This window comes from Streptomyces sp. CNQ329, from assembly GCF_000482585.1.
This window is the reverse complement of record NZ_AXVU01000017.1, coordinates 14,126-38,535: the sequence shown is the minus strand read 5'-3', so window position 1 is coordinate 38,535 and position 24,410 is coordinate 14,126. Positions and strand designations below refer to the sequence as shown.

At 73.1% G+C, this 24,410-nt stretch carries 18 protein-coding genes; 14 read left to right on the top strand and 4 right to left on the bottom strand.

Going from position 1 to position 24,410, the window contains the following annotated elements; genetic code table 11:
* Nucleotides 1-15: 15 nt before the first annotated feature.
* Nucleotides 16-1,167: a PQQ-dependent sugar dehydrogenase gene (locus I003_RS0113620; protein ID WP_027772037.1), complete on the bottom strand. Its 1,152-nt coding sequence runs from the start codon at nucleotides 1,165-1,167 to the stop codon at nucleotides 16-18.
* 167 nt (nucleotides 1,168-1,334) lie between these two features.
* Complete coding sequence (locus I003_RS0113615) at nucleotides 1,335-2,327, bottom strand: aldo/keto reductase (RefSeq protein ID WP_027772036.1); 993 nt, start codon at nucleotides 2,325-2,327, stop codon at nucleotides 1,335-1,337.
* Nucleotides 2,328-2,430: 103 nt separating this feature from the next.
* Here I003_RS0113615 and I003_RS0113610 point away from each other — a divergent pair, with 103 nt between their 5' ends.
* From I003_RS0113610 to I003_RS0113570, 8 genes are all read left to right on the top strand, one after another.
* Complete coding sequence (locus I003_RS0113610; protein ID WP_199784296.1) at nucleotides 2,431-3,363, top strand: 2-hydroxyacid dehydrogenase; 933 nt, start codon at nucleotides 2,431-2,433, stop codon at nucleotides 3,361-3,363.
* A gap of 313 nt (nucleotides 3,364-3,676) precedes the next feature.
* Nucleotides 3,677-6,508, top strand: a complete 2,832-nt coding sequence (locus I003_RS0113600; protein ID WP_027772034.1) for an EAL domain-containing protein — start codon at nucleotides 3,677-3,679, stop codon at nucleotides 6,506-6,508.
* A gap of 231 nt (nucleotides 6,509-6,739) precedes the next feature.
* Entirely contained in the window at nucleotides 6,740-8,695 is a 1,956-nt protein-coding gene (locus tag I003_RS0113595) for an acetolactate synthase large subunit (RefSeq protein WP_027772033.1), read from the top strand.
* 29 nt (nucleotides 8,696-8,724) lie between these two features.
* Entirely contained in the window at nucleotides 8,725-9,249 is a 525-nt protein-coding gene (ilvN, locus tag I003_RS0113590) for an acetolactate synthase small subunit (RefSeq protein ID WP_027772032.1), read from the top strand.
* Nucleotides 9,250-9,424: 175 nt separating this feature from the next.
* On the top strand, nucleotides 9,425-10,423 hold the full coding sequence (gene ilvC / locus I003_RS0113585; protein WP_027772031.1) for a ketol-acid reductoisomerase: 999 nt from the start codon (nucleotides 9,425-9,427) through the stop codon (nucleotides 10,421-10,423).
* A 215-nt stretch (nucleotides 10,424-10,638) separates the two neighbouring features.
* Nucleotides 10,639-12,258 carry a phosphoglycerate dehydrogenase gene (gene serA / locus I003_RS0113580; protein ID WP_051368231.1) on the top strand — a complete coding sequence of 540 codons (1,620 nt, stop codon included), beginning with the start codon at nucleotides 10,639-10,641 and terminating at the stop codon, nucleotides 12,256-12,258.
* A gap of 214 nt (nucleotides 12,259-12,472) precedes the next feature.
* On the top strand, nucleotides 12,473-13,129 hold the full coding sequence (locus I003_RS0113575; RefSeq protein WP_027772029.1) for a TetR/AcrR family transcriptional regulator: 657 nt from the start codon (nucleotides 12,473-12,475) through the stop codon (nucleotides 13,127-13,129).
* Between the two features lie 65 nt (nucleotides 13,130-13,194).
* On the top strand, nucleotides 13,195-14,718 hold the full coding sequence (locus I003_RS0113570; RefSeq protein WP_027772028.1) for a DHA2 family efflux MFS transporter permease subunit: 1,524 nt from the start codon (nucleotides 13,195-13,197) through the stop codon (nucleotides 14,716-14,718).
* A gap of 189 nt (nucleotides 14,719-14,907) precedes the next feature.
* Here I003_RS0113570 and I003_RS0113565 read toward each other — a convergent pair whose 3' ends face one another.
* Nucleotides 14,908-16,353, bottom strand: coding sequence for a helix-turn-helix domain-containing protein (locus tag I003_RS0113565; RefSeq protein ID WP_027772027.1), 1,446 nt, complete (start codon nucleotides 16,351-16,353; stop codon nucleotides 14,908-14,910).
* 130 nt (nucleotides 16,354-16,483) lie between these two features.
* Between I003_RS0113565 and I003_RS0113560 the strand changes: the two genes are divergently transcribed.
* From I003_RS0113560 to I003_RS0113535, 6 genes are all read left to right on the top strand, one after another.
* Nucleotides 16,484-17,410 carry a proline dehydrogenase family protein gene (locus tag I003_RS0113560; RefSeq protein WP_027772026.1) on the top strand — a complete coding sequence of 309 codons (927 nt, stop codon included), beginning with the start codon at nucleotides 16,484-16,486 and terminating at the stop codon, nucleotides 17,408-17,410.
* Between the two features lie 52 nt (nucleotides 17,411-17,462).
* Nucleotides 17,463-19,094, top strand: a complete 1,632-nt coding sequence (gene pruA / locus I003_RS0113555) for an L-glutamate gamma-semialdehyde dehydrogenase (protein ID WP_027772025.1) — start codon at nucleotides 17,463-17,465, stop codon at nucleotides 19,092-19,094.
* A gap of 224 nt (nucleotides 19,095-19,318) precedes the next feature.
* Nucleotides 19,319-20,074, top strand: a complete 756-nt coding sequence (locus I003_RS32165; protein WP_051368230.1) for an HAD family hydrolase — start codon at nucleotides 19,319-19,321, stop codon at nucleotides 20,072-20,074.
* 165 nt (nucleotides 20,075-20,239) lie between these two features.
* Nucleotides 20,240-20,386 (top strand): hypothetical protein, encoded by a 147-nt coding sequence (locus tag I003_RS36440; protein WP_199784295.1) that lies wholly within the window; start codon nucleotides 20,240-20,242, stop codon nucleotides 20,384-20,386.
* 237 nt (nucleotides 20,387-20,623) lie between these two features.
* On the top strand, nucleotides 20,624-21,664 hold the full coding sequence (locus tag I003_RS0113540; RefSeq protein ID WP_027772024.1) for a 3-isopropylmalate dehydrogenase: 1,041 nt from the start codon (nucleotides 20,624-20,626) through the stop codon (nucleotides 21,662-21,664).
* A gap of 269 nt (nucleotides 21,665-21,933) precedes the next feature.
* The gene (locus tag I003_RS0113535) at nucleotides 21,934-23,028 is read left to right on the top strand and encodes a branched-chain amino acid aminotransferase (protein WP_027772023.1); all 1,095 of its coding nucleotides are present in this window, start codon (nucleotides 21,934-21,936) and stop codon (nucleotides 23,026-23,028) included.
* An 88-nt stretch (nucleotides 23,029-23,116) separates the two neighbouring features.
* Here the strand turns inward: I003_RS0113535 and I003_RS0113530 are convergent, their stop codons facing one another.
* Complete coding sequence (locus I003_RS0113530) at nucleotides 23,117-24,193, bottom strand: alpha-lytic protease prodomain-containing protein (protein WP_027772022.1); 1,077 nt, start codon at nucleotides 24,191-24,193, stop codon at nucleotides 23,117-23,119.
* Nucleotides 24,194-24,410: the final 217 nt, after the last annotated feature.

Below are 24,410 nucleotides of genomic sequence, written 5' to 3'. Positions count from 1 at the left end.
CGGGCGCAGGCCGCTCTAGCGGGCCTCCACCCGCAGGATGCGGTCGTCGCCCTTCTCCGGCGTACCGCGCAGGTCCGTCTCGTTGGTCACCAGCAGCAGATCGCCGTCCGAGGCCCGCTGCACCGTGCGCAGCCGCCCGTACTCGCCGTCGAAGAACGCCTGCGGGTCCGCCGCCGCCTTCGTGCCGTCCAGCGGGATCCGCCACAGCCGCTCGCCGCGCAGCGACGCCATCCAGATCGACCCGTCCGCGTAGGTGATGCCGCTCGGCGAGGCGTCCGGGGTGGCCCACTGGACGACGGGGTCGACCATGCCCTCCCGGCCCTCCTTGCCCTCCGCCTCCGGCCAGCCGTAGTTCTTCCCGGGCTCGATCAGGTTCAGCTCGTCCCACCTCTGGTCGCCGAACTCCGCCGCCCACAGCCGCTTGTCGTCGTCCCAGGCCAGCCCCTGCACGTTGCGGTGGCCGTACGAGTACACCACCGAATCCGCCTTCGGGTTGCCGCGCGCCGGCTCGCCGTCCGGCGTCATCCGCAGGATCTTGCCGCCCAGGGACTCCTCGTCCTGCGCCAGCGCCGGATCGCCGGCCTCGCCGGTGCCGACGTAGAGCATCTTGTCCGGGCCGAACGCGATCCGGCCGCCGTTGTGCCGGCCGCCCTTGGGGATACCGCGGAAGACGGTGTCCGGCGCGCCCAGCCGGTTGCCCTCGGGCCCGTCCGGGTCGTACGTCATCCGTACGATGCGGTTGTCGCTCTCGGAGGTGACGTACGCGTAGACCATCTCGTCGGCCCCCAGCGCCAGGCCCAGCAGGCCGCCCTCGTTGCCCGGTTCGCGCTGCACGCCGGGGACCTCGCCGGCCTCGGTGACCTTCCCGCCCTTGGCGGCGACGTGGTGGATCGTGCCGCTGTCGCGGGAGGAGACCAGCAGGTCGCCACCGGGCAGTTCGGCCAGGCCCCACGGGGTTTCCAGACCTTCGGCGGCGGTGCCGACGACCTTCGCGGAGCCCTTGTCCGGCGGTGGCGTGCCCCGGTCGCCCGAGCCGCCGCTGCCGGCGGGCGAGCCGGAGGACGGCTTCCCGGCCGGTCCTTCGGAGCCGTCGTCGTCTCCCGACGAGCAGCCCGCGGCGAGCACGAGTGCGGCGGCGGCCACGGCGGTGACGGCGCGGACTCTCACGGGACGGTTCTCCTCAGCAGGCGGCGGCCGGAACATACCCAGCACATCACAACCCGGCGGCCGGCGCGCGCAGGTGAGCCGTTCCCGCCCGGACGGAGCCCGGGGGCGCCGGTACGAGCCCCGCCCGCGCCCGTACGCACCGTCCGGCCGCCGCTGCCGCGCGCGCCCTACTCCCACGACCCCTGCGCCGGCGGCAGCGCCGCGATCTCCGCCAGGTCCGCCGGCGCCAGCCGCAGCTCCGCCGCCGCGGCGTTCTCCACCGCCCACCGCGCCCGCTTGGTCCCCGGCACCGGCACCACGTGGCCCCCCTGCGCCAGCACCCACGCCAGCGCCGCCTGCGCCGGCGTCGCGCCGTGCCGTTCGGCGACCCGGCGCAGCCCGGCGACCACCGGCTGGTTCGCCGCCATCATCTCGGCGGTGAACCGGGGGTGCCGGGCCCGTATGTCGTCCGGTTCGAAGCCCTGCCCCGGCGTGAGCGTGCCGGTGAGGAACCCGTGCCCCAGCGGCATCGCGGCGAGGAACCCGACCTGCCGCGCCTCGCACCACGGCAGCAGGCCGGACAGCGCCTCCGGCGACCACACCGACAGCTCCGCCTGCACGCTGCTGACCGGGAACACCTGCTGCACCCGGCTCAGCCGGCGGATCGTCGCGTCGTACATCCCGCCGCCCGCCCGGCGGTCCGCCCGGGCGCCGACGGCGCAGAACCCCAGCGAGCGCACCTTTCCCGCCGCCACCAGCTCCGCCATCGCACCCCAGGTCTCCTCGACGGGCACCTCGGGGTCCTCGCGGTGCAGCTGGTACAGGTCGATGACGTCGGTCTGCAGCCGGCGCAGCGAGGCGTCGCAGGCGCGCCTGACGTAGCTCGGGCGGCCGTTGGCGACGACGTGCTGGTCGCCGACCAGGAGGCCGACCTTGGTGGAGACGAACGCCTCCGCGCGCCGCTCCTTGAGCACCCGGCCGACCAGCAGCTCGTTGGTGAACGGCCCGTACATGTCGGCGGTGTCGAGCAGGCTCACGCCGGCGTCGAGGGCCGCGCACACCGCCCGTACGGACTCCTCGCCCTGCTGCCGCGAGGTGCTGTACGCCCAGCTCATCGGCATGCAGCCGAGGCCGACAGCGCCCACCTCAAGGGCCGCCGCCCCGATCGTCCTGCGCTCCACGCAAGGCACCCTAGACCCTGCCGCCGACACCCGTGCCCCGGCCTCCGGCCCTCTCACGCCCGGGCATTCCGCCGGTCCGTGCCGATCACCTAGCCTCGTGTCCATGAGCGATGGACAGGTGTGGCTGCCGATTCCGCCGGACGAGATCAGCGGTCTGCCGCCGGAACTCGGCTATGTCCACTGGGACGCCGAGCCCGAGTTCCCCGCCGACCCGGCGGACTGCGTGTTCCTGGTGGTCCCGTACATGCGCCCGATCACCCGCGACCCGGTGCCGCGGATGACGGCCCTGAAGGTGCTGCAGACCCTCACCGCCGGCGTCGACGCCTACCTGCCGAAGCTGTCCTCGATGCCGCCGGGGGCCCGTCTGTGCAACGCCCGCGGCGTGCACGAGGCGTCGACCGCCGAGCTGGCGCTCGCGCTCACCCTCGCCTCGCTGCGCGGCATCCCGGACTTCGTACGCCGCCAGGACGCACAGGAGTGGCGCACCGGCTTCCATCCGTCGCTCGCCGACAAGACCGTGCTCATCCTCGGCTACGGCGCCATCGGAAGCGCGGTGGAAGACCGGCTTGCAGGCTTCGAGTGCGAGCGGGTCGTACGCATCGCGCGCTCCCCTCGCACCACACCGCGCGGCCCCGTGCATGCCCTGGACGACGTGCGCGAGTTCCTGCCCGCCGCCGATGTGGTGATCGTGACAACCCCGCTGACGGACGCCACCCGCGGCCTGGTCGACGCGGGGTTCCTGGCCCGGATGAAGGACGGCGCGCTGCTCGTGAACGTCGCCCGAGGTGCCGTCGTGGACACGAAGGCCCTGCTGGACGAGGTGGAGCCGGGCCGGCTGCGGGCCGCGCTCGACGTGACGGACCCCGAGCCGCTGCCGGCGGGCCATCCGCTGTGGCACGCCCCCGGCGTGCTGATCAGCCCGCACACCGGCGGGCCCACGTCCGCGTTCCGGCCGCGTGCGGAGAGGCTGCTGCGCGCCCAGTTGCGGCGGTTCGCCGCCGGTGAACCGGTGGAGCACGTGGTCGCCGTTGCCTGACGGACGACCGCACGAACACTCTACGTAGTTGAGACGCAACTCTCGGTTTTAGTCACGCTCCGTAGAGGAAGTATGTCCCTGCGTGACGAACCTGGTGTATCGTCCGCAGCGGGGATTGCTCCCGACGTCAACGTGGCCGGCCCGCTGCCGGCGGCGCAACCGATATCGAGGGGGGCGATGGGCACATGCACGGCAAGTGGAAATCCTTTCCGGTACGCGGGCTGCGCGGCAGTCCCGCGCGCCTCCCGGCCCTGAGAGCCGGCGTCGCGGCGGGATCGCAGGCGCGACCGGCTCCCGGCAGCCGGGGGGCGCGGTGACCGCGTCGATCGGGGCGGCGGTGCCCAGGCCGCCGTTTCCCGCGGGGTTCGTACCCCAGATGGTCCTCGCGGTGCTCTGCGCGGGGTATGCCACCGGTGCGGCTCTGGGCTGGGGCTCTCCCCGGGTCGCCCTGATCATGGGGGACTTCGGGCTGAGCGCGGCGGCGTTCGCGGCCGCCTTCTCGTGTCTCTACTACGCGCGTATCCGCCAGGGCCGCTTTCGCCCGGCCTGGCTCATGTTCGGCGTCTCGTCCGCCATGGCGGGCATCGGCAACGGCATCTGGGGCTGGTACGAGGTCGTGCTCCGGCGCCCGCTGCCGGAGGCGTCCGTCGCGGACTTCTTCTTCCTGCTCTTCGCGCCGCCGGCGGTCATCGGGCTGCTGGTGCTCGCCCGGCGGCCGGTGAGCAGGGCGGGCTGGATCTGCCTGGGCCTGGACACCTGGCTCATCGGCGGCTCCCTGCTCACCATCTCCTGGACGCTCGCCCTGGCGCACGCCGCGGGGGACGACGAGTCGGTGCCGCGGATGGCGCTCTCGCTCGCCTACCCGCTGCTGGACATCGTGCTGGTCAGCATGGTGCTGGCGCTGCACTTCCGGCGCACCGCGGCGGGCCGCTCGGCGATCAACACGGCGATCGGCGCCCTGGTGCTCACCGTCCTGTGCGACGCGCTGTTCACCTCGCCGCTGCTCCAGGAGCAGTACCGCTCGGGACAGTTGCTGGACGCCGGCTGGTTCGCCGGCTCGGTCCTGCTCGCGTACGCCCCGTGGGTCGGCAGAGCCGAGGAGCCGGAGGAGGCCGAGGAGCGCGGCCCCAAGGAGCGCGCCCGTCCCATCGCCGGGCACATCGGCGCGCTCGCGCCGTATCTCGCGGCCGGCGTGTGCACGCTGGGGATCCTGTACAACCTGCTGGACGGCCGCAGCGTGGACCGCGTGGTGCTGATGACCGCCTGCACGGTGGTGCTGGCGCTGGTCATCCGCCAGGCGATCATGCTGCTGGACAACATCAGCCTCACCCAGGAACTGGCCCAGAAGGAGAACCACTTCCGCTCGCTCGTGCAGGGATCGAGCGACGTCATCATGATCGCGGCGCCGTCCGGCGTGCTGCGCTACGTCAGCCCCGCGGCCCTCGGGGTCTACGGCACGGACCCGGAGGAGCTGGTCGGCTGCGAGCTGGCCGGGCTCATCCACCCCGACGACCTGGGCCGGGTGCTGCACGAGGTGCGCCGGTTCTTGTCGGCGCCGCCCGGCGGGGCGCGCTCGATCCGCATCGAGTGCCGCTTCCGGGCCGGCAGAGGCCGCCGCGGGGGCGCGCGCGGCGGCGACGGCGCGTACGGCGAGGACGGCTGGCTCAACGTCGAGTCGACGGTCAACCGGCACCACAACGGCCTGATCTTCAACTCCCGGGATGTCACCGAGCGTGTCCGGCTCCAGGCGCAGCTGCAGCACAACGCCTCCCACGACACGCTCACCGACCTGCCGAACCGGGCGCTGTTCACCGAGCGTGTCGGCCACGCTCTCGGCGGCCGGCGGGCCGGGGACGCCAACGCGGCCGTGCTCTTCATCGACCTCGACGGCTTCAAGGCGGTCAACGACACCGTCGGCCACGCCGCCGGGGACGAGCTGCTCATCCAGGCCGGGCGCCGGCTGCAGGAGTCGATCCGCTCCGGGGACTCGGCCGCCCGGCTCGGCGGCGACGAGTTCGCCGTGCTGCTCGTCGGCGGCGCGGCCGGCGAGAACCGGTCGGATCGCACCGGGCGCGAGCGGCGCACCCGCGAGGTCGCCGACCGGCTGCGGGTGCGGCTCTCCGAGCCGTACACCGCGGGCGGCGTCGAGGTGCGGGTGGCGGCGAGCATCGGCGTGGCCTTCGCCGAGCCCGGCAGCACGCCCGCGGAGCTGATGCGCAACGCCGACCTGGCGATGTACCGCGCCAAGCAGGCCGGCAAGGCGCGCGTCGAGCTGTACGCGCCGCAGATGCAGGCCGAGGTGGTCCGCCGCATAGAGATGGCGAACCGGCTGCGCTCCGCGCTGGACGACGGCCAGTTCACGCTGGTGCACCAGCCGGTGGTGGAGCTGTCGAGCGGGCGCCTCGCGGCGCTCTCGGCGCAGCCGCGCTGGCGCTCGGCGCAGGGCATCGTGCACACGCCCGCCGAGTTCATGCAGGGCCCGCCGGACATCGGCGGGCGCGGCAGCGCGCAGGACCGGGCCCGTACCGCGGAGCTGGCGCGCTGGCTGCTGGAAGCGGCCATCGAGCAGGCCGCCGCGCGGTACGAGGCGGGCATGGGCATCCCCGTGACCGTGCGGATGTCCGCCGCCCGGCTCACCGACCGGGGCATGTCCCCGCAACTGGTGGAGGGCCTGCTGATGCGGCACGGGCTGCCGCCGGGCGCGCTGACCATCGAGGTCGCGGACAGCGACGCCCGGGCCGGCATGGACGAGCTGGAGCGGCGCCTGGTGGCGCTGCGCCGCCTCGGCGTGCGCATCGCGCTCGACGGCTTCGGCAGCGGGCACGCCGCCATCGCCGCGCTGCGCCGGCTGCCGGTGGACGTGCTCAAGCTGGACCGGGGCCTGGTCGACGGGCTGGCCGAGTCGCCCCGGCTGCGCGCCATCGCGGCCGGGATGATCGGCATCGCCGGCGAGCTGGGCCTGGACTCGACGGCCGAGGGGGTCGATCTGCCCGAGCAGGCCGAGGTACTGCGCGCGCTGGGCTGCCGGCACGCGCAGGGCATGGCCTACTGCGAACCACTCGAGGAGGAACGAGTACGAGACGCGCTGGCCCTGGGAGCGTTCGCGCTGCCGGAGGAGGACGCTTCGGCCATTGCGCTCACATAGTGAGACCCGGGTCCCACGAACTTGACACCCCGGGCGCGCCGGGGGCAAGGTCTGGTCCATGCGCACCCGAATTCTCGTACTTGGACAGCGCGTCGGCTGAAGCGGATTCCGACCCCGGACCGCGCCGACGCGCTCCCCTCGCTTGCCATCAGGCACGAGGGGTTTTTTGTTGCTCGAACCTGCTGCTCCACCCCCAACCCTCGCACCGATCGAAGACGAGAAGAGAAACCGATGACCGAGCAGGCTCCCCCCCGGAGTGAGCCCCACCCGCAGCCGCCGCGGGCCCGCAGCGGGGGACAGTCCCGCGTCCCGGGTCACGCACCGGCAGACAAGACCGTGACGGGCGCGCAGTCCCTCATCCTCGCCCTGGAGGCCGTGGGTGCGGACACGGTGTTCGGCATTCCGGGCGGGACCATCCTCCCCGCGTACGACCCGCTGATGGACTCCACCAAGGTCCGGCACGTCCTCGTCCGCCACGAGCAGGGCGCGGGGCACGCCGCCACCGGGTACGCGCAGGCCACCGGCAAGGTGGGCGTCTGCATGGCCACCTCGGGACCGGGGGCGACCAACCTCGTCACGCCGATCGCCGACGCGCACATGGACTCCGTGCCGCTGGTGGCGATCACCGGCCAGGTGGTGGTCAAGTCGATCGGCACGGACGCCTTCCAGGAGGCGGACATCTGCGGCATCACCATGCCGATCACGAAGCACAACTTCCTGGTCACGGATCCCGCGGACATCCCGCGGGTGATCTCCGAGGCATTCCACATCGCCTCCACCGGCCGCCCCGGCCCGGTGCTCGTCGACATCGCCAAGGACACGCTGCAGTCGCCCACGGTCTTCTCCTGGCCGCCGCGGCACGAGCTGCCCGGCTACCGCCCCGTGACCAAGCCGCACGCCAAGCAGATCCGCGAGGCCGCCCGGCTCGTCGGCGCCGCCCGCCGCCCGGTGCTCTACGTCGGCGGCGGGGTGCTCAAGGCCCGCGCCACCGCCGAGCTGAAGGTGCTCGCGGAGCTGACCGGCGCCCCGGTCGTCACCACCCTGATGGGCCTCGGCGCCTTCCCCGACACCCACCCGCAGCACCTGGGCATGCCCGGCATGCACGGCACGGTGGCCGCGGTCACCTCGCTGCAGAAGTCCGACCTGATCGTGGCGCTCGGCGCCCGGTTCGACGACCGGGTCACCGGCAAGCTGGACACGTTCGCGCCGCACGCCAAGATCGTGCACGCCGACATCGACCCCGCGGAGATCGGCAAGAACCGCGAGGCGGACGTGCCGATCGTCGGCGACGCCCGCGAGGTCATCGCCGACCTGATCGTGGCGGTGCAGGGCGAGCAGGAGCAGATCGGCCGGCAGGGCGGGAGCACCGCGGCCGGCACGGCCCGGTACGCGGAGTGGTGGCAGCAGCTCAACCGCTGGCGCGAGACATACCCCCTCGGCTACGACCTGCCCTCCGACGGCACGCTCTCGCCGCAGCAGGTGATCCAGCGCATCGGCGAGCTGGCCCCGGAGAACACGGTCTACACCGCGGGCGTCGGGCAGCACCAGATGTGGGCGGCGCACTTCATCGACTACGACAAGCCCCGCACCTGGCTCAACTCCGGCGGCGCCGGGACCATGGGCTACGCCGTCCCGGCCGCCATGGGGGCCAAGGCCGGCGCGCCGGAGGCGACGGTCTGGGCCATCGACGGCGACGGCTGCTTCCAGATGACCAACCAGGAGCTGGTCACCTGCGCGCTGAACGGCATCCCGATCAAGGTCGCGATCATCAACAACGGCGCGCTGGGCATGGTCCGCCAGTGGCAGACCCTCTTCTACAACCGGCGCTACTCCAACACCGTGCTGCACTCCGGCCCCCACGGCAACGGAGCCGGCAACGGCGGCGGAGCCGCGGAGAGCGCCGGCGGTCCCGAGGAGCTGGCCCGCCAGGCCTCCGGCACCCGCTGCCCGGACTTCGTCAAGCTCGCCGAGGCCATGGGCTGCGTCGGCCTCCGCTGCGACGACCCCGAGCAGCTCGACGCCGTCATCGAGAAGGCCAACGCCATCAACGACCGCCCCGTCGTCGTGGACTTCATCGTCCACCAGGACGCGATGGTCTGGCCGATGGTCGCGGCCGGCACCTCCAACGACGAGATCATGGCCGCGCGCGACGTCCGCCCGGACTTCGGCGACGGCGAAGACGACTGAGGCCGGGCAGCGAAGAGAGAGACGAAGACATGTCCAAGCACACGCTCTCGGTCCTGGTGGAGAACAAGCCGGGCATCCTGGCCAGGATCTCCGCGATGTTCTTCCGCCGCGGCTTCAACATCGACTCCCTCGCCGTCGGCACCACCGAGCACCCGGACATCTCCCGGATGACGATCGTGGTGAACGTCGAGGACCAGCCGCTGGAGCAGGTCACCAAGCAGCTCAACAAGCTCGTCAACGTGCTGAAGATCGTCGAGCTGGAGCCGGGCGCCGCGGTGCAGCGCGAGCTCGTCCTGGTGAAGGTGCGCGCCGACAACGAGACGCGCTCCCAGGTGGTCGAGATCGTCCAGCTCTTCCGCGCCAAGACCGTCGACGTCTCCCCGGAGGCGGTCACGATCGAGGCCACCGGCAGCGGCGAGAAGCTGGAGGCGATGCTGAAGATGCTGGAGCCGTACGGCATCAAGGAGCTGGTCCAGTCCGGCACGATCGCCATCGGCCGCGGCGCCCGCTCCATCACGGACCGCTCACTGCGCGCCCTGGACAGAAGCGCGTAACACCGGCGGGGCGCCGCGACCGCGGTGCCCCGCCGCCCGTCTCCCTGCCGCACTCCGTGTGGTTGCAGTGGAGGAAGATTTCCGGGGGGAGGCCCCCGGGCCCCGAACCCCGACGACCCCCCGCCGCGCCCGACGTACGGTGGGCCCATCCGCAAGACTCAAGGAGATCGCAACCGTGGCCGAGCTGTTCTACGACGACGACGCCGACCTGTCCATCATCCAGGGCCGCAAGGTGGCGGTCCTCGGCTACGGCAGCCAGGGCCACGCCCACGCGCTGTCGCTGCGCGACTCCGGCGTGGACGTCCGCGTCGGCCTGCACGAGGGCTCGAAGTCCCGGGCGAAGGCCGAGGAGCAGGGCCTGCGCGTCGTCACCCCCGCGGAGGCCGCCGCCGAGGCCGACGTGATCATGATGCTGGTGCCGGACCCGCTCCAGGGCAAGGTCTACGAGGAGTCCGTGAAGGACAACCTCAAGAGCGGCGACGCGCTGTTCTTCGGCCACGGCCTCAACATCCGCTACGGCTTCGTCAAGCCGCCGGCCGACGTCGACGTCTGCATGGTCGCCCCGAAGGGCCCGGGCCACCTGGTCCGCCGCCAGTTCGAGGAGGGCCGCGGCGTGCCGTGCATCGCGGCCGTCGAGCAGGACTCCACCGGCGGCGGCTTCGCGCTGGCGCTGTCGTACGCCAAGGCCATCGGCGGCACCCGGGCGGGCGTCATCAAGACCACCTTCACCGAGGAGACCGAGACCGACCTCTTCGGCGAGCAGGCCGTGCTCTGCGGCGGCACCTCGGCGCTGGTCAAGGCCGGCTTCGAGACCCTGGTCGAGGCGGGCTACCAGCCGGAGATCGCGTACTTCGAGTGCCTGCACGAGCTGAAGCTCATCGTGGACCTCATGTACGAGGGCGGCCTGGAGAAGATGCGCTGGTCGGTCTCCGAGACCGCCGAGTGGGGCGACTACGTCTCCGGCCCGCGGATCATCAACGACGGCACCAAGGCCGAGATGAAGAAGATCCTCGGCGAGATCCAGGACGGCTCGTTCGCCAAGGACTGGATGGCCGAGTACCACAACGGCCTCCCGCGCTACAACGAGTACAAGAAGCAGGACGGCGACCACCTCATCGAGACGACCGGCAAGGAGCTGCGGAAGCTCATGAGCTGGGTCGACGACAAGGACTGAGCGGACCCGGTCGCTCGTTCGGGCGGTGGCGGGGCGAAGGCGCGCCCGGCCACCGCCCGACGCCACTACACTCTTCGTACATCGCGCTTCAGGCTCACAGCGTCGTGTGTCCTTCAAACGCGGCAGCACGCGTCAGTCCGGAGGACCGGCGCTGCACCCCTCCACCTGCGGCCGTCGGGACGGCCGTCCCGCACAGGAATTCCAGTGAGGACCACGTGAGCACTGCCCCAGCATCCGGCGCCACCCCCGGGAAGCCGGCCGTACTGATCGCCGAGGAGCTCTCGCCGGCCACCGTCGACGCCCTCGGTCCCGACTTCGACATCCGCCACTGCAACGGCGCCGACCGGACCGAGCTGCTCGCGGCCATCGCCGATGTGGACGCGATCCTGATCCGCAGCGCCACCAAGGTCGACGCGGAGGCCGTGGCCGCCGCGCGCCGGCTGAAGGTGGTCGCCCGCGCGGGCGTCGGCCTCGACAACGTGGACGTACCGGCCGCCACCAAGGCCGGCGTGATGGTCGTCAACGCGCCGACCTCCAACATCGTCACCGCCGCCGAGCTGGCCTGCGGCCTGATCATCGCCAGCGCGCGCAACATCCCGCAGGCCAACGCCGCGCTCAAGGCCGGCGAGTGGAAGCGCTCGAAGTACACCGGCGTCGAGCTGAACGAGAAGGTGCTCGGCGTCGTCGGCCTCGGCCGGATCGGCGTGCTCGTCGCGCAGCGCATGGCCGCGTTCGGTATGCGCGTCGTGGCGTACGACCCGTATGTGCAGGCCGCACGCGCGGCGCAGATGGGCGTCAAGCTCGTCTCGCTCGACGAGCTGCTGGAGACCTCCGACTTCATCACCGTGCACCTGCCCAAGACCCCCGAGACCCTGGGCCTGATCGGCGACGAGGCGCTGCACAAGGTCAAGCCGTCCGTCCGGATCGTCAACGCCGCCCGCGGCGGCATCGTCGACGAGGAGGCGCTGACCGCCGCGCTGAAGGAGGGCCGGGTCGCGGGCGCGGGTCTCGACGTCTACGCCACCGAGCCGTGTACGGACTCGCCGCTGTTCCAGTTCGACAGCGTCGTCGCCACCCCGCACCTGGGCGCCTCCACCGGCGAGGCACAGGAGAAGGCGGGCATCTCGGTGGCCCGCTCGGTGCGGCTGGCGCTGGCCGGCGAGCTGGTGCCGGACGCGGTCAACGTCCAGGGCGGCGTCATCGCCGAGGACGTACGCCCCGGGCTGCCGCTGGCGGAGAAGCTCGGCCGGATCTTCACGGCGCTGGCCGGGGAGGTCGCGGTCCGCCTCGACGTGGAGGTGTGCGGCGAGATCACGCAGCACGACGTGAAGGTGCTGGAGCTGTCCGCGCTCAAGGGCGTCTTCGAGGACATCGTCGCCGAGACCGTGAGCTACGTGAACGCACCGCTGTTCGCGCAGGAGCGCGGCGTCGAGGTGCGGCTGACCACCAGCTCGGAGTCGAACGCCCACCGCAACGTGGTGACGGTGCGCGGCACGCTGGCCAGCGGCGAGGAGGTGTCGGTCTCGGGCACGCTCTCCGGGCCGAAGCACCAGCAGAAGATCGTCGCGGTCGGCGACCACGACGTCGACCTGGCGCTCGCCGACCACATGGCGTTCTTCAGCTACGGCGACCGCCCCGGGGTCGTCGGCACCATGGGCCGGATCCTGGGCGAGGCCGGCATCAACATCGCCGGGATGCAGGTGGCGCGGGCCAAGGCCGGCGGTGAGGCGCTGGTCGCGCTGACGGTGGACGACACGATCCCGCCGGCCGTCGTACAGGAGATCGCCGGCGAGATCGGCGCGGCGTCGGCGCGCGCGGTGAACCTCACCGAATAGCGGAACCGGGAAAGACCCCCGGTAGCGGGTCCGGGAGGGCGGCAGCGATGCCGCCCTCCCGGACCCGTTTCGCGTTCCCGGGAGGGTGCGTGCACGGCGATGCGGAGGATCTTCGCGCGATCCCCTCTCACTTCCGCCCGGACGGATGAAATCTCTCCGCCTCCCTCCTACGGTGCGAGTAAGTGGAGAGTTTCCCTTCGGTTGAGGAGTCGACATGCGGACCCCGATGCGTGCGGACGCGAGGCGGAACCGCGGGCTGATCCTGAAGGCGGCGAGTGAGGTCTTCGTGGGCGAGGGCCCCGACACCCCGCTGGAGGAGGTCGCCCGCCGGGCCGGCGTCGGCATCGCGACCCTCTACCGCAACTTCCCCAGCCGCGAGGCGCTGATCCGCGGTGTCGCCGCCGCCACGCTCACCGAGCTGCGCGGCGCGGCGGAGGAGGCGCTGACCGGCGGGGAGGAGCCGTTCGAGGCGCTGCGCCGGTTCGCGCACACGGCACTTCGCCTGCGCATCGGCGCGGTGCTCCCGGCACTCTCCGGCCGCATCCGGATCGACGAGGAGCTGGCCGGGCTGCGGGCGCGGACGCTTCGCCCGGTGCAGGAGCTGATCGTCCGGGCCCAGCAGGCCGGCCAGCTCCGTGACGACGTCGTCCTCGGCGACGTGCCGTTCATGGTGATGCGGCTGACGCTGCGGCTGCCCGGCGGCGGCCTGCCCGAGGACGAGGCGCTGGCCCACCGCCATCTGGAGCTGTATCTCGACGGGCTGCGTCCCGAGGCCGCCCGTGCCCGTGGCACCGGGCTGCCCGGTCCCGTCGTCACCGCCGACCGTTTCGTCCGGGCCACGGACCGCATCGTCGGCGGCGCCGCCCGGTAGCCCCGTACCCGCCCGCAACCCCGCGGCCACGCGAACCCTGAAGCACGCACGAGAAAGGTAGTGGCATGGACACTACAAAAGATGCCGCACCCGCGGGTGCCGACCCGCGGCGCTGGATCGCCCTCGCCTTCATCGGGCTGGCGCAGCTCATGATCGTTCTGGATGTCACGATCGTGAACATCGCCCTGCCCTCGGCCCAGGCGGACCTGGACATCTCCGACGGAGACCGGCAGTGGGTGATCACCGCGTACACCCTGGCCTTCGGCGGCCTGCTGCTCCTCGGCGGCCGGATCGCCGACTACACCGGCCGCCGCCGGGCCTTCCTGACCGGGCTCGTCGGCTTCGCCGCCGCCTCCGCGCTCGGTGGCGCGGCACCCGGATTCGGTGCCCTGCTGGGTGCGCGGGCCGCGCAGGGGGCGTTCGCCGCGCTGCTCGCGCCGGCGGCACTGTCGCTGCTCACCACGAGCTTCACCGAGCAGCGTGAACGGGCCCGCGCGTTCGGGATCTTCGGCGCGATCGCCGCCGGCGGCGGCGCGATCGGCCTGGTCACCGGCGGCGCGCTGACCGAGTACCTGGACTGGCGCTGGTGCCTGTACGTGAACGTGCCCATCGCGGCGCTGGCCGCGGTCGGCTGGTGGGTACTGCCCGCCGAGACCCGCCCGCAGGTGCGGCAGAAGATCGACTTGCCGGGCGCGCTGCTCGCGGTGACCGGTCTGGTCGCCGTCGTCTACGGCTGCAGCGAGGCGGAGTCCGAGGGCTGGGACTCGGTGCTCGTGCTCGGCCTGCTCTTCCTCGGCGTCGCGCTGCTGACCGGTTTCGTGCTGCACGAGCGCGGCGCCGCGGCGCCGCTGCTGCCGCTGCGGGTGCTGCAGAGCCGGGCCCGGGGGAGCGCGTTCGTGAGCATCGCGCTGGCCACGGTCGGGATGTTCGCCATGTTCCTCTTCCTCACGTACTACATGCAGGTCGTCATGGGGTACTCGGCGCTGAAGACCGGGGTGGCGTTCCTGCCGCTGGCCGCCGGGGTGCTGGCCGGTGCCGGCGGGCTCGCCGGCCGGCTGCTGCCCAAGCTGCCGCCGCGGGCGCTGGTCGTCCCCGGGCTGCTGTGCGCCGCGGCGGGCACCGGGTGGCTGGCGACGCTGGACGTCGACTCCTCGTACGCGGCCGGCGTGCTGCCGGCGGAGCTGGTCGTGGGCGTCGGAATGGGCCTGGTGATGGCCCCGGCCATCAACTACGCCACCCACGGCGTCCGCGAGGAGGAGGCCGGCATCGCCTCGGCGACGGTCAACACCTCGCAGCAGATCGGCGGCTCGATCGGCACCGCGCTGCTCAACACCGTGGCCACCAGCGCCACCGCCGACTACATCGCCGCGCGCGTGCCGGACGCCGGAGCGCTTCAGGAGCGGCGGGCCGCGGGCGGTCCGGTGCCGGAGGTGGTCAAGGCGGGCCTGGTCGAGGGCTTCACCTCCGCGTACACGGTCGCGTCGGTCATCCTGCTCGCGGTCGCGGCGACGGTCGCGGTGCTGATGAACACCCCGCGCCCCGACCGCGCCGGCGCCGCGACGGCCGCACCGGCGGCCCACCTGGGCTGAGCCCCGGACCTCCGGCCCGCTCCACCCCCGTGGCGGGCCGGGGCCCCGGCGCCGCCGGTGCCCGCCCGCGGACGGCGCGGTCGCGGGCGCCCGCGACGCCATCGGGGGGCGCCCGGCCCGCCCGACGGCGGGCCGGGCGCGTACCCGGCCGCGGGCGGGGGCGTGTGCGGCGCCCGGCCCGGGGCGTCGTCAGAGGCGGGCGGACTTCAGGGCCATGTGGAGCAGCAGCCGGTCCTCGCCCGCGGTGAGGTCGAGGCCGGTCAGCTCCTCGACCCGCGACAGCCGGTAGTACAGCGTCTGCCGGTGGATGCCCAGTGCGGCGGCGGTGCGCGCGGCCTGGCCGGCGTGGTCGAGGTAGACCTCGGCGGTGCGGGCCAGTTCGGCGTGGGCCGGCTCCAGCAGCCGGCCGACCACCGGGTCGACGCCGCCGGGAAGATGCGTGAGCAGCCGGTACGGGCCGATCCCCGGCCACCGCGCCACCGGCCCGAGGCGGGGCTCGGCCCACGCCGCCCGGGCGGCTGCCAGCGCCTCGCGCCAGGTGCCGGGCAGCCCGGCGAGATCCGCGCGCCCGTCGCCGACGCCGGCGACGGCATCCGGTGCGGCGTCCTCGGCGGCGGTCGCGCCGGGGCGGGTACGCGCCCGGGCGGGCGCTCCACGCCGTTCCTGCGCCGGCGCCTCACCCCGCGCGCCCGCGCCTGCCCCGCCCGCACTCGTCCCGAACGTGCTCGCCGCGTCCCGCCGCGCCACTCCCCGGGCCCTGTCCCCCGCCGTGTCCAGCAGCCGTTCCGCCGCCGTCACCGCCGGCTCCAGAGCGCCCGCGGACGGCAGGAGCACCAGCGCCGCCAGCGCCCGTACCGGCACCGCCTCCCCGCCGGTCCCGCCCGCCGCCCCCGGCCGGCCCCCGGCCCCCGGGGCCGGCCCGGCCTTCGTCCCCGCCGCGTCCCACCCGCCGCCGGCGCCGCGCACCCGCAGCACCGTCGTCGCCGCCGTCCGCGGCAGTCCCGCACCCGGTGCCGCCGGGTCCGCCGGCCGCCAGGGCAGCACCGCCACCGCCGCCACCGGCCCCGCCGCACCGCCCGGCAGCGTGTCCCGCAGCTCCGCCAGCGCCGCGTCCCGTCCCGCGGCAGGCCCCGCCAGCACGTCGTGCAGCAGCGCCCCCGCCGCCGCCCCCGCCCGGGTCTCCGCCGCCAGCAGCGCGCCGATCCGCGCCGCCGTCCGCATTGCCTGCGCGATCCGCGGGTCCGGTGCCCGGCCGGGCCCGCCCAGCTCGACGTCCGCCAGGTGCCCGTCGTCGAGCAGCCAGACGTACCCCTGCACCACCCCGTCGTGCCGGGCGGGCAGGCAGATCCGTCCGGTGAGCACCCCCGCGGACGGATCCGGCGGGATCCGCATCGGCCCGGTCGCGCGGGCGATCCCGTACGCCTCGAACCACGCCCGCACCGCCGCCGTGGAGCGCCGGTGCAGGATGGACTTCGTCCGGACCGGGTCCAGGAGTGAGGAGACGCCGCCCGGGGAGCCGTCGCCGGTGTCGTGAACGCCGAAGGCGATCAGCCCGAAGTCCCGGTCCTCCAGGGTGGCGGGGGCGCCGAGTGCCGCCGAGACCTCGTCCACCAACTGCTGGTAGTCGCCGCGCATGACCGCAGCTTCTCATACATCTGTATGAGGGCGGGCTCTCGGATGCGTGACAGGTGTCGATGGCCCAGTATCGAAGCAATCCTTACCTTTCACGGAAGTGCTACCTGCGCCCCGACCGTGGAGGTGCCCCGTGCTGGGTCCCGTGCTTCTCGCCGCCGCGCGCAGCGACGGAATCCGCCGCGTCGTCTCGGCCGCGCCGGTCAGCCGCCAGGTCGTCGCGCGTTTCGTCGCCGGTGAGGAACTGGCCGACGCCGTCGCCGCCGTCCGCGACCTGACCGCCCGCGGTCTGGAGGTCACCCTCGACCACCTCGGCGAGGATGTCACCGACCCCCGCGAGGCGCTGCGTGCCCGCGACGCCTACCTCCGGCTGACCGAGGCGCTGACGGAAGAGGGGCTCGCCGCCCGCGCCGAGATGTCGGTGAAGCTCTCCGCCTTCGGGCAGGCGCTGCCCGGTGGCCACGACCTCGCGCTCGCCCACGTCACCCCGGTGGTCGAAGCCGCCGCCGCGGCCGGCACCACGGTCACCCTCGACATGGAGGACCACACCACCGTCGATTCCACCCTCGCCGTCCTGCGCACCCTGCGCGAGCGTTTCCCGCAGACCGGCGCCGTGCTGCAGTCGTACCTCTTCCGCACCGAGGAGGACTGCCGTGACCTCGCCGGCGAGGGCTCCCGGGTACGGTTGGTGAAGGGGGCGTACAAGGAGCCGGCCGTCGTCGCCTTCCAGGACCGGCAGGAGGTGGACCGGGCGTACGTCCGCTGCCTGAAAATCCTCATGACCGGGTGCGGCTACCCCATGGTCGGCACGCACGACCCCCGGATGATCGAGATCAGCAGGGAGCTGGCCCGCCGCCACGGCCGCAAGCCCGGCGAATACGAGTTCCAGATGCTCTACGGCATCCGCCCGCAGGAGCAGCTCCGGCTGGTGGCCGAGGGCCACCGCGTGCGCGTCTACACGCCCTACGGCACCGACTGGTACGGCTACTTCATGCGCAGGCTCGCCGAGCGCCCGGCGAACACCGCCTTCTTCCTGCGCGCCCTGGCCGGCCGCCGCTGACCACCCCCGCGAGCCCCCGCAAGACTCCGCACTTCGAAGGAGAACGGCAACCATGGACGCTGTGACCCAGGTCCCCGCCCCGTACAACGAGCCGGTGCACACCTACGCCCCCGGCACACCGGAGCGTGCGCGGCTGGAGGCCAGGCTCAAGGAGCTGGCCGAGAGCCCCATGGAGCTGCCGATGACCATCGGTGGCGTACCCCGCATGGGCGGCGGCGCGCGCGTCGACGTCGTGCAGCCGCACAACCACAAGGCGGTCCTCGGCACGTACGGCACCGCCACCCGCGCCGACGCGCAGGACGCGATCGACGCCGCCCTGGCCGCCGCCCCCGGCTGGCGTGCGCTGTCCTTCGACGACCGCGCCGCGATCCTGCTCAAGGCCGCCGACCTGCTCGCCGGCCCGTGGCGGGAGACGATCGCCGCGTCCACCATGCTCGGCCAGTCCAAGACCGCGCAGCAGGCGGAGATCGACGCGCCCTGCGAGCTGGTGGACTTCTGGCGCTTCAACGTCCACTTCGCCCGCCAGATCATGGACGAGCAGCCGCCCGTCCAGCCGCCCGGCGTCTGGAACCGGCTCGACCACCGTCCGCTGGAGGGCTTCGTCTACGCGATCACGCCCTTCAACTTCACCGCGATCGCCGGCAACCTGCCGACCGCGCCCGCCCTCATGGGCAACGTCGTGATCTGGAAGCCGTCGCCGACCCAGACGCACTCCGCCGTGCTGCTCATGCGGCTGCTGGAGGAGGCCGGGATGCCGGCCGGCGTCATCAACCTCCTCACCGGTGACGGCAAGGAGGTCTCCGAGGTCGCGCTGCCGCACCCGGACTTGGCCGGCATCCACTTCACCGGCTCGACCCGCACGTTCCAGCACCTGTGGGGCGAGGTCGGCCGCAACCTGGCCGGCTACCGCTCGTACCCGCGGATCGTCGGCGAGACCGGCGGCAAGGACTTCATCGTCGCCCACCCGACCGCGGACCCGGCGAAGCTGAAGACCGCCATGACCCGCGGCGCCTTCGAGTACCAGGGCCAGAAGTGCTCGGCCGCCTCCCGTGCCTACGTCCCCCGCTCGCTGTGGGACGGCGGTCTGAAGGACGCGCTGGTCACCGAGGTCGAGGGCCTGGCCATGGGCGACGTCACCGACCTGGCGAACTTCATCGGCGCGGTCATCGACGACCGGGCGTTCGCCAAGAGCAAGGCCGCCATCGACCGCGCCGGGGCCGACCCGGCGTGCGAGATCGTCGCGGGCGGCACCTACGACGATTCCGCCGGCTGGTTCGTCCGCCCCACCGTCGTCGTCTGTTCGGACCCGGAGAACGAGGTCTTCACCGAGGAGTACTTCGGCCCGATCCTCGCCGTGCACGTGTACGAGGACGACACCTACGACGCGATGCTGGACCAGATGGAGTCCGTCGCCGCGTACGCGCTGACCGGCGCCATCCTCGCGCAGGACCGCGCGGTCATCGCCGACGCGACCCGCAGGCTGCGCTTCGCGGCCGGCAACTTCTACGTCAACGACCGGCCCACCGGCTCGATCGTCGGCCAGCAGCCCTTCGGCGGGGCGCGGGCCTCCGGCACCAACGACAAGGCGGGCTCGAAGTTCAACCTGCTGCGCTGGTCCTCGCCGCGCTCCATCAAGGAGACGATGGACGCCCCCACGGACTACCGCTACCCCCACATGGGCTGAGCGCCCGCAGGACCGCCCGCGCGGTCCCCACCGACACCGCCCCCGGTCGCCCCCCCCGTCGGCCGGGGGCGGTCCCGTGCGCGCGGGACCGGGGCCGCGGTCCCGCGCGCGCCGGCCCCGCGCGTCCGCGGCGACGACCGGCTGCCGCCGCGCCCCGGTACGCCCGTTCCCCGTACGCCCGTCCCGCAGGCCGCCCGCGCCCTTCCCGCGCTACCGTCGATGACATGCGCATTCTCGCCGTGGTCTGGGACATCGACGACACGATCTTCGACCACTCGGGTGCCGAGCGGCGCGCCGCGCTGGAGTATCTGACGGCGCGCGGCCTGCTGGGCCGCTACCCCTCACCCGAGGCCGCGGCGGCCCACTGGCACGAGGTCTCCGAGGAGTACGTGGAACGCTATCTCGCCGGCGAGTTCACCTTCGTGGCCCAGCGCCGCGAGCGCGCCCGGGTGCTCGAGGGCAGGCCGCTGACCGACGCCGAGGCCGACGTCTGGATGGCCGGCTACCTGGCCGCGTACCGGCGGCACTGGCGTCTCTTCCCCGACGTCGTACCGGCGCTCGACGCCCTCACCCCGCACCGCCGGCACGGCCTGCTGTCCAACAACAGCGCCCCCCACCAGGAGGAGAAGCTCCGCGCCATCGGCGTGCACCACCGTTTCGAGGCGCTGGTGTGCTCCGAGGAACTCGGCGTCGCCAAGCCGGCCCCCGGCGCCTTCCACGCCGCCTGCGCCGCCCTCGGACTGCCGCCGGAGCGCGTCGCCTACGTCGGCGACCGGCCGGACACCGACGCGGCGGGCGCGGACGCGGCGGGGCTGACGGGGATCTGGCTGGACCGCGCGGGTACGGGCGCGCAGCCGCTCGCGGGTGTGCGCCGCATCACCTCGCCCGGCCAGCTCGCGGGGCTGCTGGACACCCTGGATTCCCCGGCATCATCGCAGGTCGGGGAGGGTGCCGTCTCAGATAGTAGGAAGCCCGAGTAAATGGCGGGACAAGAACGCTTTGACGTCCTACTTTTATAGAGCCGAACATTCGCCGAACGGCGACGGTGGTCGAGGCTGGCGCCTCCGCGCAGGACACCCCTGCGGCGCCGCTCCCGCCCCGGCGGCGTCCCCACGTCTTCCCTGCGCCCCTTCAGGAGCTGCCCCATGGCTGCCACCACCACGGTCCGCCGCACCCGCCACTCCGCCCGCACCCGGCAGAACCGGGACTCCGCGATCGTCCGGAAGAACGCCGCCGCCGCGCTGCAGCGGGCGTTCGACCGCCGCGACAACGGCGGCTCGACCGGCCACTGAGCCCGCTCAGCGGCCCCGTGCCAGCTCGAAACGGCCGATCCGCGTGCCGTCGTCGGCGGACGCGGCGGGCCGCCGGGCAGGGCGCCGATGCGCCGGGTGACGGCGCGGGCCGCAGGTATGCGTGCTGTTCGGCCCTGCTCATGCTGCGGGCGAGCAGTGGGGGGATGCCGAAGCCGATGCGTCCACATCCCGGACGGCGGTGTCATCACGCAAGACGTACCGCGTAGGCTCCCCCTCATGTCTCGCAGCATTCGTCTCGCGTCCATTCCCGGCGACGGCATCGGCCCCGAAGTCGTGGCCCAGGGCCTGAAAGTGCTCTCCGCCGTTCTGCCGCAGGACGTGAAGCTGGAGACCGAGAGCTACGACCTGGGCGCCCGCCGCTGGCACGCCACCGGCGAGACCCTGCCGGACGCGGAGCTGGCGGCCCTCGCGGACTACGACGCCCTCCTGCTCGGCGCCATCGGCGACCCCTCGGTGCCGTCCGGCGTGCTGGAGCGCGGTCTGCTGCTGAAGCTGCGCTTCGCCTTCGACCACTACGTGAACCTGCGCCCGTCGAAGCTCTTCCCCGGCACCGGCACCCCGCTCGCCGGCCGCCCCGCCATCGACTTCGTCGTCGTCCGCGAGGGCACCGAGGGTCCGTACACCGGCAACGGCGGCAGCCTGCGCACCGGCACCCCGGCCGAGGTCGCCACCGAGGTGAGCGTCAACACCGCGTACGGCGTGGAGCGCGTGGTCCGGGACGCCTACGAGCGCGCCCAGGCCCGCCCGCGCCGGAAGCTGACGCTCGTGCACAAGAACAACGTGCTCGTCTACGCCGGCCACCTGTGGAAGAGCACCTTCGATCGCGTCGGCGCCGAGTATCCCGACGTCACCACGGACTATCTGCACGTCGACGCCGCGACGATCTTCCTCACCACCCAGCCCGAGCGGTTCGACGTGATCGTCACCGACAACCTCTTCGGCGACATCCTCACCGACCTCGCCGCCGCCATCAGCGGCGGCATCGGTCTCGCCGCCTCCGGGAACATCAACCCGACCGGCGCCTTCCCGTCGATGTTCGAGCCGGTCCACGGCTCCGCGCCGGACATCGCCGGCACCGGCAAGGCCGACCCGACGGCCACGGTCCTGTCGGTCGCCCTGCTGCTGCGCCACCTCGGCTACGCCGCGCAGGCCGCCCGCGTCGAAGAGGCCGTCGAGGCGGATCTCGCCGCGCGGGGCGACGCTCACCGCACCACGGACGAGATCGGCGACGCGCTCGCCACCCGAGTATCCGGCTGACCGCCGGGACCACACACGCTCGCTGCGGCCGGCCCGGCCGTCAGGTTTGTCCGTACGGCCGACCGGCCCTGCCCTTCCGGCGGGGTCGGTGCGACGATGACCTTCGGACCGCGCACCACCACCACGCTTGCCGCTGCCCACGCCCACGTCATAATCGACGGCGGGCTGCGGCACGCGGTAATGCTCGGACGTCCTAGTACCTTCGGGTGCGAGGACCCCGGCACGGGACGCGGTCCGCCACACACCGAACGGTGAAGGACACGAATCTCATGACCTCGATCGAGCTCAAGCCGTCCGCGCACCCGCTGTCCGACGCGGAGCGCGAGGCGATCCTGACCAACCCCGGCTTCGGCAAGCACTTCACCGACCACATGGTCACCATCAAGTGGACCGAAGGCCGCGGCTGGCACGACGCGCAGCTCCAGCCGTACGCCCCGCTGACCCTCGACCCGGCGACGATGGCGCTGCACTACGGGCAGTCCATCTTCGAGGGGCTGAAGGCGTACCGGCAGCCCGACGGCAGCGTCCGCACGTTCCGGCCGGACGCCAACGCCCGCCGCTTCCAGCTCTCCGCGCGCCGGATGGCGATGCCGGAACTGCCCACCCGGACCTTCGTGGAGGCCATCGACGTGCTGGTGCGCCAGGACAAGGCGTGGGTGCCGGGCACCGGCGAGGAGTCGCTGTACCTGCGCCCGTTCATGTTCGCCACCGAGGTCGGCCTCGGCGTGAACTCACCCGCGCACGAGTACCTGTTCATGGTGCTGGCCTCGCCCGCGGGCGCGTACTTCAGCGGCGGCATCAAGCCGGTGTCGGTGTGGCTCACCGAGGAGTACGTGCGTGCCGCGCCCGGCGGTACCGGCGAGGCCAAGTGCGCGGGCAACTACGCGGGTGCCATGGCCGCCACGCTCCAGGCCGTGCAGCAGGGCTGCGACCAGGTGGTGTGGCTGGACGCGGTGGAGCGCCGGTGGATCGAGGAGATGGGCGGGATGAACCTGTACTTCGTGCGGGGCGAGGGCCCCGGGGCGGAGGTGGTCACGCCCGAGCTGACCGGCACGCTGCTGCCCGGCATCACCCGCGACTCGCTGCTGACCATCGCCGCCGACCTCGGCTACCGGACCGGCGAGGTGCGGATCTCCACGGAGGAGTGGCAGGCCGGCTGTGAGGACGGCTCGATCTCCGAGACCTTCGCGTGCGGCACGGCCGCGGTCATCACGCCGGTGGGACACGCGAAGTCGAGGACGGCCGAGTGGACGGTCGCCGACGGGTCGATGGGGCCGATCACGGCGCGGCTGCGCAAGGCGCTGGTCGACGTGCAGACGGGGCAGGCCCCGGACCCGCACGGCTGGATGCACGAACTGGGCTGAGCGCGGGGCCGGTGGCTCCGTGCCGCAGTGAGGGCCGCCGCCGGGATCCCGGCGGCGGCCCTGTGCGTGCCGTCGTGCTACCGGTGCCTCAGTAGACGCTCACGCCGTACGCGCTGAGCGCCTCGGTGACCGGCTGGTGGATCGCCGAGCCGTTGCTGCCGGAGCAGCCCGCGCTGCCCGAGTGGATGCCGTACGCGACGCTGCCCGAGAAGTGGGCGCCGCCGCTGTCACCGCCCGCGGAGCAGGCGGTGGTGCGGACCATGTTGTAGACGGGGCCGTCGCTGTAGTTGACGGTCACGTTGACGGCGGTCACGGTGCCGCTGGTGACCTGGGTGGTGGAGCCGCTCTTCTGGATGGCCTGGCCGACGACCGCGTTGGCGGCGCTGGTGATGTCCCGGGTGCTGCCGTTGTAGAGGTTCACGGTGCCCGCGGGGGAGGAGCCGTCGGTGTAGCGGACGATCCCGTAGTCGTTGGTCGGGAAGCTGGTGCCCTCACGGGTGCCGATCTGCGCGCCGCCGCTGGTGGCGGACCAGGAGGCGCCCGCGTTGGTGCAGTGGCCCGCGGTGACGAAGTAGCGGGCGTTGTTCTTGGTCACGTTGAACGCCGCGGAGCAGCGGTAGCCGCCGCCGTAGATGGCGTCGCCGCCCAGGACCTCCTTCTGGAACGTCCCGGCTATCCGTTCCACCCGGGCCGCGCCGTCGAGGCTCGCCGCGACGCGCTTCAGCTTCGCGTACTCGGCGTCGGACACGGTGGAGTCGGCCTGCACGGCTATCTGGTTGGTGGCCGGATCGACACCCCAGGAGGTGCCGGTGATCTTCGCGCGGTCCTCGAAGGCGCCCATGGCGGAGCGCAGTTCGGACGCGCTGTGCTCGACCAGCTCGGCGCGGGCGCCGGCGGCGCGGGCCTCGGCGGCAGCGGCCTTGTCGGTGACCGTCACGACCAGCTCGCCGGTGTCGGCGTCCAGGTACGTGCCGGCGCTGTCGGCGCCGAGGGCGCGGGTGAGGTCGGCGCTGAGCGCGACCGTCGCCGCGTCGGCCTTGACTCCCTGGTCGGGGCGGTCGGCCGGCGGGGGTGCCGCGGCGGCCGTGGAGCCGAGTGCGGCGGTGCCGAGGAGGAGAAGGGCGGCGAGGGTGCCGCCCAGACGCGCGGACATCTGGGGTCTCATGCGGTGGTTCTCCTTTGTGTGAACCATGTGGGGGTGGTGTGGGAGGTGCCGTACCGACTGGCCTGGACCAAATTGGCACGCGCATGACATCCACACAAGACCGCATTGCGCCCTGACCTCCGCGTACGAATCGTGGGCACGCTGCCCGTATGGTGAGACGGGACTCCAGCTCGGGCCGGGTGTGTGCCAGACTGCCCGACGTGACCTTGTTTGCCGT